The following is a 10,951-nucleotide window of genomic DNA, read 5'->3' on the forward strand; positions in this document are numbered from 1 at the left end:
GCATAGTTCTTGCATATTTAAAATGACAATGATAAAGAGGACTTATTTAGTCCTGTTTTTTTAAATAAAAGAGAATAATAAAATGAAGAAAAAAGCTAAACAAAATCGCATCTTCCGGACAGAGAAATGCCAATCAAACTCTGGCACCCCTTTTCGTATCTCTCCCTGCATTAAGAACGAAAATCTTTTCTCTGTTTCCGGAGGATGTTTTTATAGACAACAAACATCTACTACCCTCCTCAACCCAAAAAGAAATTGCAACTGCCTGCATTTAATAAACGGATACCCTCCTGACCCCATGCAGGTAGTTGCGTTTCTTTTTTTTAAAAAAGAATCTGACTCTTGGTCGGTTGATAAACATATAAAAGAAAAAGCAAAATGCAGGGTGAGAGATGAGATTTTTTAACCTCTTACCAAAAGGAGAAACTATGAAGTTGAAAAGGTTTTTGAGAATTTTTGCAGTAACTGTAACCCTATTGCTGTCGGCGTTTTTTCTGTCAAAGATTGCCATTTCAAAATGCAGTAAAGTAATCACTAAAGGCAAAACCCTTTATATGGCAAACTGCCAAACCTGTCATGGCAATAAAGGAAAAATTCACCACATCAATAGGGAAAGCAAAAGAAGTTTCTTGAAGAGAGTGTTAGGTAAAAATAATAGCTCTGAAAGAGCGGCTCACAATGATGAAGGAAACGAAGAAGATGGAGACGAAAGCGTTGAAAACAACGACAGCAATTCAGATAGCAGTTCATCGATGCCCTCCTTCAAAGGTGTATTAAAGAAAAATCAAGTAAAGGCAATCTATAAATATCTAAGAAAGCCCAAAAAGGCTTGCTCCAATGGAGGAAATACAGGCGGGAACAACGGTGGTGGAAACAACGGAGGCGGAAACAACGGAGGCGGAAATAATGGCGGCGGCAGCAGTCAAACGCCTACATATACAAACGATATAAGCGCTATTCTTTCTGCAAACTGCACATCTTGTCACAATTCATCTTATGCTGCAAAAGGAGTGCGCCTTGACACATATTCAGATGCCGTTGCCAATGCATCGGCAATGAAAACTGCAGTCGATAGCGGCATAATGCCCCCGGGAGGCGGTTTGTCAGCATCTGATGTAGCAACTATCGACGACTGGGTGGCAAATGGGACACCTCAATAAAATTTTTACTTATGAAAAGCAACTCGCACAGGAGGAGGCATTCTTTGCCTCCTCTTATTCTTTGATATATGAAGGACAATTTAGTAATGTATCTGCAACAATTTATAAATTTCAGATTTAAGGACAAATAATGAAGATTACACTGCCAACAACATATGACGAGAAATATACAGAAGGATTGGCTGAAATAAATTCAACTGCATCCTCTTCGTCGCCAAAAATAAAGGAAGTCTATGGAAGCTTGCAGTCTTCAATTCTCGCCTCTGCAAGGCCTTCAAAATACCTTCCCTCTCCGGATTTCAACAAAATCAAGACACACATAGAAGAGCTCAAATCTGTCGGGATTGAATTTTCATATCTTGTCAATGCGCCTTGTCTTGGAAACATAGAATATTCAGCAGAAGGAAGAAGAGAAATCGAGGAGCTTCTGCAAAAACTTTCTGATTGCGGCATAGAAAGAATGGTGATTACAATTCCCTATCTTATGGAAATAGTGAGGGAGAAATTTCCACACATTGAAATTTGTGCTTCTTCAATTTGCTATATCTCGAATATAAAAATGGCAAAACGCTTTGAAAGCTTGGGGGTAAAAAGAATCATAGTTGACCCTGACAAAAACAGGAATTTCAAATTCCTTCAAAAGCTTTCAAATTCAGTCAATTGTGATATTGAAATAATAGCAAACCATACCTGCATTCACCACTGCACATATGAATTTTACCATTACAATAATACAGGGCATGGAAGCCAAAAGACTTATTTTATGAATGAGAAGCCTTACAACCAATACAATCTCCTTTCCTGCACACTGAAAAAATTAGAATCCCCTTGGGAGTTTCTTGCATCTCCTTGGATACCTCCAACGGATATTGATATATTGAGGGATGTAGGTATAAAGTGGATTAAACTTGCAGGGAGAGGGTCGTCTTCTGAAACACTTTTGAAGTTAGCAGATGCATATGTAAACAAAAGACACAGCAATGACTTAATATCGCTTCTTGGCTGGTGCCATTGGAACAACTTCAGGAAAACAGCTGACAATCAGATTCTTCCTGAAATGAAAATTTACCTTGACTCTAAGAGGCTTAATGGATTTATTATGCATTTCTTGAAGGAATACAAATGTGATGATGGATGCAATTCCTGTAGTCATTGCAAGGTATATGCAAAAAAAGCACTGAGCTATGATGAAAAGTTATTGGAGCTTTACAAAAAAAATCTGAGGGAAAAATTGAACTCATTGATTGAAGAAAAGACCAATGAATCATTACCAAAAGCAAAGAAACATTTAAAAATAATTTCATAGATTCACAGAATGGAGCAGAAAACAAATAAAATGAGAAAAACATTCTTTATAACTGGCGCCACAGGGCTTCTTGGTAGCAGGGTTGCTTATGAGCTTGTGAATAACGGCTACAATGTTATCTGCCTTGCGCGAAGCAGAGAAGATGAAAAAGCCGAAGAAAGAGTAATCAAAAAAATCTCTTTTTGGTCACCATCAGAATGCAGAAAATTTTTCAATAATATTACAATATTAGATGGAGACATAGAAGCTGAAGATTTGGGCTTGAAAAAGGACGCAATTTCTCTTCTAAAAGATGTCTCGCCAATTTTTATCCACAGTGCTGCATGTACATCCTTTGAAGCGAGAGACAAAAAATCTTTATTCAAAACCAATTTAGAAGGCACAAAAAACTGTTTAAATACAGCAAAAGCTGTATCAGCACTCCATTTCAATCATATAAGCACAGCTTACATTGCAGGCAATTATAACGGGATCTTTTCTGAATCAGACTTCAATGTCAATCAACAATTCAAAAATGCCTATGAAGAATCGAAGTTTGAAGCAGAAAAAGCAGTAAGGAAATTCAGTGAAGCAACAAAAATTCCTGTCACAATCTTTCGCCCTTCAATCATAATGGGCGATACATTATCAGGAAAAACCTTCAACTTCAATACCCTCTATTCATACTTGAAGGTCATAAATGTAATTGCATCAAGAATCAGAAATAAAAAGATAAGTGATGAAATAAGATTTGAATGCTCAAAGAATACGACAAAGAATATAATACCTGCCGATTATGCATCTAAAGCCATTGCCGCCTTAATCCTGTCGAAAAGGCAGAATAGATTGGAAACATTTCATATAACCAATCCCAATCCGCCAACATTCTCGAAACTAAATAAGTTATTCCATAAAGCTCTCTCTTTGAAACCGCTGAAACTCGTGGACCTATTGGAGGAGAATAAAGACAAACTCTCGAAAACAGAAACCATGCTTAAAAAGGCAATGAAAACCTATCGCTCATATCTTTTCCATGAGCCATTGCTTGCATCGATGTATACTCTTTCAATTCTTGAAGAAAGGGGAATTGCTTTTCCAAATCTCGATGAGGATTACTACTTTAAAATTATTGATTATTTCCTCAAAAAAAATTCCTTCTCAAAGAAGGAGAAAAACGCATTTATTCAGTTATTTGAAATCAGGATGCAGTCGGCTGTTGGGACGAGAATTATACCAAACCTCAAAACATTGACAAAAGACTTCGTCCTCTGCCTTGAAGATATAAATACGAATTATTTCATAAGTGTAGAAGAAGGAAAGTTAATTAGTTTCCAAATCAATTCTCCAAAAGAAGGGCTATTTAAATTTACTTTATCTTCCAATGTTTTTACCGACCTTCTTCTATCAAAAATCAGACCTCAAGAAGCATTCTTCAAAAAACTCGTTCACATCGACGGCTCTTTGCTCGATGCACTCTCTCTTTCAACGGTATTTGAAAAATTTTTTTCAATCTTCAGCAGTGAATTAAATGAATTACAAATGGCATAATAAAAGTCAAAATGAATGGCTTCGTTATATTTTATCAATCCACTTCCATCAGGAAGAAGGCGCTCCTTACTGGCTAAATATCCAACGGAAGTTGGGAATCGATGTGCAAAAAGAAATAGAGTGTATCGATGACCTCCTTTTATTAGGTCCAATGGATGAAACCGCTTTGGCTAAATACCCTATTGAAGAATTTATTCCTCGAATCCTTTTAAAAAATAAATCACAAATTATCACAGCTGAAAGCGGAGGTACGACAGGAACTGTTAAACACACGGCTTATTCCCTCTCCGAATTTAGGGAAGCATTTTCAGAATTTTTTTATATAACTGCAGTGCAAAGAAACTTTCCGGGGCATCTTAATTGGCTTTTTGCCGCTCCTTCAGGGCCTCATATAATTCATCGCTCAGCTATGGAAATGGCTGCGCGATTCGGTACAATGACACCCTTTGCCATTGATTTCGACCCCCGATGGATAAAAAAATTTTCTCCCAATTCGATGCCTTTCAAAAGATATAAATCCCATATAATTGAACAATGTCTCAGAATTCTATCAACACAAGAAATTGGCGTATTATTTACAACACCTGATATTGCACTTTCCATAGCTGAAGAGCTTTCGCCTTCGCAAAGAAATAAAATAAGGGGAATACATCTTGGGGGGATGCCGCTTATGCCAGACATCTACGAAAAGATAACTTCCCTTTATTCATCTGCAGTAATCATACCGGGTTACGGGAATACACTTTTTGGATTGACTCTCGAAATATCTCCGCCAGATAGGAATTTCAATGTTGTTTATTATCCTCCGGGACCGAGAATCATAATAAAGATAATCAAACTTTCCAAAAATAATGGCCCTGCAAAGCTTCAAGAGGTAGAATATGGTGAAAGAGGCAGAGTAATGATACACCGTTTGGATGAAACACTTTTTCTGCCAAATTTAATAGAAAGGGATGAAGCAGAAAGGGCTTTACCTTTGAAGGTTTCAACTTGGGATATTGGCAGTCAAGACGGAATTAAAAATCCAAAAACATCTCCGGAGTTGAAGGAGGCAACATTAAGGGAGGGGTTATATTGAAAAAATTGAGGAAAACTAAAACAAATATATCCTTGTTTCTTTCTCTATCTGTCTTTTTTCTATCTTCATTCTTTATTCTATCATCTGCTTCAAGCGAAACAGTACGTTATAATTTCGATTCAGCAACAAGCAAAATAATATTCAAAGGGAAATCTACACTTCATTCATTTGAAGGTGAAGCGACTGAAATATCCGGATTTGCACAAGGAGACACTGAAAATATCGATAGGAATCCCAAAGGGAATTTTCAGGTAAAAGTGAAATCTATGAAATGTGAAAAAGAAAAAATGACAGCCAATATGCTTGAAGATATGGAGGCAGACAAATATCCTACCATTGATTTCGAACTACAAGATGTTTCCATTTTAAAGCAACCTGATGAAAGCAATAAATATTATTTAGTAAGCATATCTGGAAAACTCACAATACATGGAGTCACAAAGGAAATAACTTTTCCTGCAGATGTTGAAATTACTGAAAAGGACTTCAATTTGCATGCAAATGTGCCACTATCCTTGAAAGACTTCAATATAAAACCATCATCATTTCTCTTCTTTCTGCGAGTTAAAGATAGAATCGACTTGGAAATTCACATCCATGGACTGAGAGAAAATGTTTGAAGAAAATATCTTCGTAGAAAATGACGGCATACATCTTGAAGGGATAATCTCCTATAGCGAAAAGACAAAAAACGATTCTGCCATCCTTTTATTCCCACCCCATCCTAAATTGGGGGGAGATATAAAAAATAATGTAATAACCGCACTTTCAAATGCCTTTGTCAAAAATGGCTTTTTTACTGCCAGATTCAACTATAGAGGAGTTGGGAAAAGTGAGATGGAGGATAAAGATATCTCTCTTTTCGATTATTGGGATAGTCTTGATTCAAAGAATGATTTTACAAAAATAATCGCTGATAATAATCTTGCGGCAGAAGAGATAATCAATATCTCATCGGCTAAAAGTCTTATTCTTGTCGGATATTCTTTTGGGACAAAAATAGCCGCAGAGTTATCTTTGAAGCAAAATGTTTCTCATATCGTCTTGATATCACCTCCCCTTTCCTTCTATGATTATTCAAAGCTTGCGCAATTTGGTGGAAAAATTCTTTTTATTCTTGCTGAAAATGATATCTGTCTGAATGAAGATGAATTAAAATTATTTACAAAGAAACACTCAATCGATGCTAAAATAGAATTAATCAGAGGTGAAGACCATTTTTATAGAGGGAAAGAGGATAAAATTGCTGAAATATCTTTAAGTTTTATCTCTCAATAGAATATATCCGCTTTGAAATTGTTTAAAAAAAATGCCTTTATTAAGGATTGAAAATTTAAAAAAGAGTTATGATGGGAATCCTGCCCTTAGGGGAGTGAGTTTACAAATCGATGATGGTGAAATATTTGGGTTATTAGGTCCCAATGGGGCAGGAAAGACTACACTCATATCTATCTTGTCTTCTCTTTTCAAGGAAGAAGAAGGCACTATCGAGATAATTGAAAATGGTAACAGCTATTATCCAGAAAATTATAAAAAGCACATAGGTGTTGTGCCTCAGGATATTTCCCTTTACAGTGAATTGACCTGTGAAGAAAATCTTATCTTTTTTTCAAGACTCTATGGCATCAAGGGTAGAGAATCAAAAGATAGGACAAAAGAACTTCTTTCACTTGCAGGATTGGAAAAACGGGCAAAGGATAGAGTCAAATCACTATCAGGTGGTATGAAAAGACGCCTCAACCTTGTGTGCGGCCTTGTTAATTCACCTTCTTTGCTATTCCTCGATGAGCCCACAGTAGGGGTTGACCCTCAGTCGCGTGAGCATATCTATTCAATGATTAAAATGCTGAAGTCCCAATCGGTTACATCACTTTTAGCAACTCATTATATGAATGAGGCAGAAACACTTTGCGACAGAATCGCCATAATGGACAAAGGGAAAATTTTAATGGTGCACACAATCGAAGAATATATGGATTTGTTTGCGGAAAAGCTCAACCTCGAGCACATAGATATGGAAAAGATATTTCTCCATATCACAGGAAAGGAATTGCGGGATTAAAGATGACAATCTTCCATATAATCATCAAAGAGCTCAAACTTCTCGTAAGGGATAAAACATCGCTTATTCTTATGACAGCTGTGCCCATAGTCGTAATTTCTGTTGCAGGGCTTGCTTTAAGCGGACTCTACGGCAGGGCTGGTACAAATGTAAAAATCTATCTGCCCATTGCAGACAATGATAAAAGGGAATTCTCGGCAATTCTTCCTGAAATGCTCAAGAAAAGCGGTTTTTTCAATGTCGAAATAGTCTCGGAAGAAGACGCTTACCGACTTGTAAAAGATGACAACAAGGCAGCTGCCGCAATCATTATCCCAGAGGGGTTTTCCAGAAACTGCATAAGCGCCGGCACGCCTTCAATAAAATTGATTACAGATCCTGCTAAAGCTCTTGAAATTTCTACTATAAGAAGCGCGTTGAAAGAATTTGAGCTTCGCCTTTCCCTTGCCATTGGGAAACTTAAAACAATGCGCTCATCGACACTTCCCCTTCTCCTTTCTTTAAACCCGTCTCTTATAGAAAAAAAAGTCAGAAATCTTATTGAACAAGGAGCAAAAACATCTATTTCAATCGAAGAAGTCAATCTGACAGAAATAAAAAAAAATTTGAGTTCCTTTGACCAAAACGTCCCCGGCTTCAGCATTATGTTTGCAATGTTCGGAATGCTCTATGGATTTTCGGAAAGCATCTTTAAAGAAAGAGATGAAGACAACACAATGAGACGCTTTCTTTCATCGCCGGCAGGATTTAGCTCTCTTTTATATGGCAAGCTCATATCAAAAATAATTACCGGCTTTATACAGATGATGATTCTCTTTGGCTTTGGTTATTTTGTCTTTGATATGTCTCTTGGAAATTCTATTCTTGGACTTTCAATTGCTATTTTGGGAATCTCTTTTTCGTCCGCTTCAATCGGACTCTTAGTGTCGAGCGTAAGCAACACAAAAGAGCAGGCGCGCTCCCTTGGAACGCTTACCATATTGACTCTTGCAGGTCTTGGAGGGTGTTGGTGGCCTCTTTTCATCGAGCCGGCATGGATGCAAAAACTATCTCTTCTTGCTATGCCTGCTTGGGGAATGAATTGTTTTTACAATTTTATGTTGAGAGGAAAGGAAATATCAGATACGCTCTATTATCTTATAGGACTTTATTCATACGGAATTATAGCTTTAATTGTCGGTATGATAATATTCTCAAACTGGGATGAAAGGCGGCTGCTTTAAATTAAGTAAAAATAGCCATTGATATGGATTACTTTCTTTACAAGGATAGCGGCTCACCTATACACAAATTAGACCCGAGAACCAAAATTTTTGTTCTAATTTCCTCCTTCATTCTTTCACTTCTCTTTCAAAATCCAATCTATAACGCAACAATACTATTTCTCATACTAATTTATGGCTTGATTGGGAAAGCATTGGTAAATATCAAGGTAATCTGGAAACTGATAGTCATAATCTCGATTCTATCGATAATCATATGGACTTTTTCAATTGATGGAGAAACAAAAATCTTTTGGAATATCAGTAAAGAATCTATTCTTTACGGTATCTCAGCGGCTTTAAAAATAAATTCAATGATAATCGCAGGAATAATATTTCTGACCACGACGAGGAATGAAGATTTAAGCCTTGGTTTGATAAAGTTAGGTATCCCATACAGAGTGGGATTTGCCTTATCGACTGCTCTGAGGCTTGTGCCAACTTTCATCGGCACTGCAATAACAGTTATTCAAGCACAAAAAGCACGAGGCTTTGACCCTTTTACAGGAAATATAATCGAAAGGATAAAAAAATTTGTTCCCCTTTTAGGTCCTGTATTTCTCCTTACTTTGAGAAGTGCAGACACTCTTTCTCTTGCCCTTGAATCACGAGGATTTTCCATTAAAAGCAAAAGAACTTTTTACAGACAGTTGAAATTCGGAAGTAATGACATTATCTACGCCTCTGCAACCTTTATTCTTCTCGTTATTGGAGTTTTGCTTAAAATAGGGGGGAAGGGAAATTTAAGCGGCATTATTTCTTGATGACATCTCCTTTTGCACTTTCTCTTTCAATAATATTGAGCATAAAATCAACTCGTCTATCTGCAATTCCCCTTCTTACGGCTTCCTTTAGGATTTTTTTTGCCTCATCATATCTCCTTTGTGCAACCAGTGTTCCTGCAAGACCTGCATAAGCAGGAAAGTAATCTTCATTGTATGCAAGAGCATCTCTCAAGAGTCTCTCCGATTCTCTAACCAATCCTTTTTTTCTGTAAATATTTCCAAGACTCGTCAATATAACCTCATTTCTATCATTAATCGACAAGGCTTTTTCAAATTCCTTTATCGCCATATCTATATTTCCCTCTTTTTTGAAAATTTCGCCGAGATTTGAATGGGCTTTCCAATTCTTCTCGTCTAAGGATATTGCCCTTAAAAATTCAAGTTTTGCTTTTGCAAATTTGCCTTCCTCAAAATACACATTGCCGAGATTATTTCTTATTGCAGAAACTTCTGGATATCGGCTTGCTGCATATTCCCAAAGGGAATGGCTGTTTCTCCAAATGGAAGAATGCTTCACAGATAAAAGAAGAAATAAGAGAGATATGAAAAAAATGGATGCTGAAAGGATTTTTCTATTTCTGTCAATTTTATATGAAAATACACTCTCCTCTTTCTCTCCGTATTCAAAGAGAAATTTTGCCGCACATAAAAGAACGAATGATGGAATAAAGAGATACCTGTCCGCCTTTGAAATACTTATCGGCACCACTCCTGAAACAGGTAAAAAGGAGACAACAAATAAAGAAGTAAAAAATTTTGAAAAATTGTCACATTTTTTCAATATGATACATAGAATTGCCACAAATAGAATGAATAATAAAATCCTCGAAAGCGGAGGTAAAGTGCTGTAATCAGCTTCATCATAAAGAGGGCTAAGATTGAAAGGGAAAAAAAGTTTTTTTGCATACCAGAAAAGCAGCAACGGATAGTTGACAACTGCCTCAATACTCTTTGCCATAGTCCATTCCTTAACTGTGGTTTTCTCGATTCCCACAATAACAGTCAATAGGGCTGCAAAAATTGAAAGGAGGAAGTGAGGTATTATCGCTTTATATGGATATTTTTTATCCGATTCCGACAAACCAATCTTAAAGAAAAGAAGAAGAACGAGATAAAAAGGAATAAGTACGGAAATAGGTTTTGACATTAGAGCAAGGATGGTAAAGAAAAGAGACAATAAATAAAAAAGGAAAGAATTTTTTTTATCCTTCTCTATAAAATATTTTAAAAACAGATGAAGACTTAAAAAGATAAAGATTCCGCTCAATAAATCCTTTCTGCCGGCTATCCAACAGACTGGTTCAATATGTACAGGATGTAGGGCAAAAAGGAATAAACCGAAAAAAGAGACAGTTCTTTCCCCTGTAATAAGCAGTGAAAAATAATAAACCACTATGAGCATTAGAAGGTAAAGGATCAGATTCGTCAAATGATAGCCATAGGCATTTTTCTGCCATATCTTATAGTCAATTGCATAAGAGAGTTCTTTTAAGGGAAGATAGTCATACCCTGTTGGCTTAGTAAAAATATTTTTAAGCATTGACAAATCAAAAGTCTGGATCCTTTTGTTTTCAAGGATAAGAGAAGGAACATCCCAATTCGTAAAACCGTAATTGAGGGATGAACAATAACTTACAAATGCAAAGATGATAATAATTGAAACATAAATTAGGTTGTTTCTGTTCACAGTTCTAAAATTTCAAATAAGATTTTTCAAAGCCATTATAGATGTGCTCATTAAAAATTCATTCCAAAGTATATAGTAAAAGGA

General features: G+C 36.4%; 11 protein-coding genes. 10 read left to right on the forward strand and 1 reads right to left on the reverse strand.

The window, feature by feature from the left end; all coding sequences use genetic code 11:
• The first annotated feature begins 82 nt into the window (after window positions 1-82).
• The 10 genes from D6734_06105 to D6734_06150 all read left to right on the forward strand — a co-directional run bounded on the left by D6734_06105 (window position 83) and on the right by D6734_06150 (window position 9,159).
• Window positions 83-406, forward strand: a complete 324-nt coding sequence (locus tag D6734_06105; protein ID RMF95165.1) for a hypothetical protein — start codon at window positions 83-85, stop codon at window positions 404-406.
• Window positions 393-1,160: a hypothetical protein gene (locus tag D6734_06110; GenBank protein ID RMF95166.1), complete on the forward strand. Its 768-nt coding sequence runs from the start codon at window positions 393-395 to the stop codon at window positions 1,158-1,160. Before D6734_06105 ends, D6734_06110 begins: the two co-directional genes overlap by 14 nt.
• 130 nt (window positions 1,161-1,290) lie before the next feature.
• Entirely contained in the window at window positions 1,291-2,466 is a 1,176-nt protein-coding gene (locus D6734_06115) for a hypothetical protein (GenBank protein RMF95167.1), read from the forward strand.
• A 9-nt stretch (window positions 2,467-2,475) separates the two neighbouring features.
• Window positions 2,476-3,993 (forward strand): NAD-dependent epimerase/dehydratase family protein, encoded by a 1,518-nt coding sequence (locus tag D6734_06120; protein ID RMF95168.1) that lies wholly within the window; start codon window positions 2,476-2,478, stop codon window positions 3,991-3,993.
• Window positions 3,974-5,071 (forward strand): hypothetical protein, encoded by a 1,098-nt coding sequence (locus tag D6734_06125; protein ID RMF95169.1) that lies wholly within the window; start codon window positions 3,974-3,976, stop codon window positions 5,069-5,071. Before D6734_06120 ends, D6734_06125 begins: the two co-directional genes overlap by 20 nt.
• Window positions 5,026-5,691: a YceI family protein gene (locus tag D6734_06130; protein RMF95170.1), complete on the forward strand. Its 666-nt coding sequence runs from the start codon at window positions 5,026-5,028 to the stop codon at window positions 5,689-5,691. Before D6734_06125 ends, D6734_06130 begins: the two co-directional genes overlap by 46 nt.
• On the forward strand, window positions 5,684-6,349 hold the full coding sequence (locus D6734_06135) for an alpha/beta fold hydrolase (protein RMF95171.1): 666 nt from the start codon (window positions 5,684-5,686) through the stop codon (window positions 6,347-6,349). Before D6734_06130 ends, D6734_06135 begins: the two co-directional genes overlap by 8 nt.
• A gap of 31 nt (window positions 6,350-6,380) precedes the next feature.
• Window positions 6,381-7,133, forward strand: a complete 753-nt coding sequence (locus D6734_06140) for an ATP-binding cassette domain-containing protein (protein ID RMF95172.1) — start codon at window positions 6,381-6,383, stop codon at window positions 7,131-7,133.
• Between the two features lie 2 nt (window positions 7,134-7,135).
• Window positions 7,136-8,356, forward strand: coding sequence for an ABC transporter permease (locus D6734_06145; protein RMF95173.1), 1,221 nt, complete (start codon window positions 7,136-7,138; stop codon window positions 8,354-8,356).
• A gap of 23 nt (window positions 8,357-8,379) precedes the next feature.
• A complete protein-coding gene (locus tag D6734_06150) occupies window positions 8,380-9,159 on the forward strand; it encodes an energy-coupling factor transporter transmembrane protein EcfT (protein ID RMF95174.1) in 780 nt (259 codons plus the stop codon).
• Here the strand turns inward: D6734_06150 and D6734_06155 are convergent.
• On the reverse strand, window positions 9,149-10,867 hold the full coding sequence (locus D6734_06155; GenBank protein RMF95175.1) for a tetratricopeptide repeat protein: 1,719 nt from the start codon (window positions 10,865-10,867) through the stop codon (window positions 9,149-9,151). The genes D6734_06150 and D6734_06155 overlap by 11 nt on opposite strands.
• Between the last annotated feature and the right edge of the window lie 84 nt (window positions 10,868-10,951).

Source organism: Candidatus Schekmanbacteria bacterium, assembly GCA_003695725.1.
Lineage (GTDB): Bacteria > Schekmanbacteria > GWA2-38-11 > GWA2-38-11 > J061 > J061.

Excerpts from the sequence above, each read along its gene's own strand:
- D6734_06140 (RMF95172.1), top strand. The coding sequence starts at position 6,381 with ATGCCTTTATTAAGGATTGAAAATTTAAAAAAGAGTTATGATGGGAAT.
- D6734_06105 (RMF95165.1), top strand. The coding sequence starts at position 83 with ATGAAGAAAAAAGCTAAACAAAATCGCATCTTCCGGACAGAGAAATGC.
- D6734_06135 (RMF95171.1), top strand. The coding sequence starts at position 5,684 with ATGTTTGAAGAAAATATCTTCGTAGAAAATGACGGCATACATCTTGAA.
- D6734_06115 (RMF95167.1), top strand. The coding sequence starts at position 1,291 with ATGAAGATTACACTGCCAACAACATATGACGAGAAATATACAGAAGGA.
- D6734_06125 (RMF95169.1), top strand. The coding sequence starts at position 3,974 with ATGAATTACAAATGGCATAATAAAAGTCAAAATGAATGGCTTCGTTAT.
- D6734_06120 (RMF95168.1), top strand. The coding sequence starts at position 2,476 with ATGGAGCAGAAAACAAATAAAATGAGAAAAACATTCTTTATAACTGGC.
- D6734_06150 (RMF95174.1), top strand. The coding sequence starts at position 8,380 with ATGGATTACTTTCTTTACAAGGATAGCGGCTCACCTATACACAAATTA.
- D6734_06110 (RMF95166.1), top strand. The coding sequence starts at position 393 with ATGAGATTTTTTAACCTCTTACCAAAAGGAGAAACTATGAAGTTGAAA.
- D6734_06145 (RMF95173.1), top strand. The coding sequence starts at position 7,136 with ATGACAATCTTCCATATAATCATCAAAGAGCTCAAACTTCTCGTAAGG.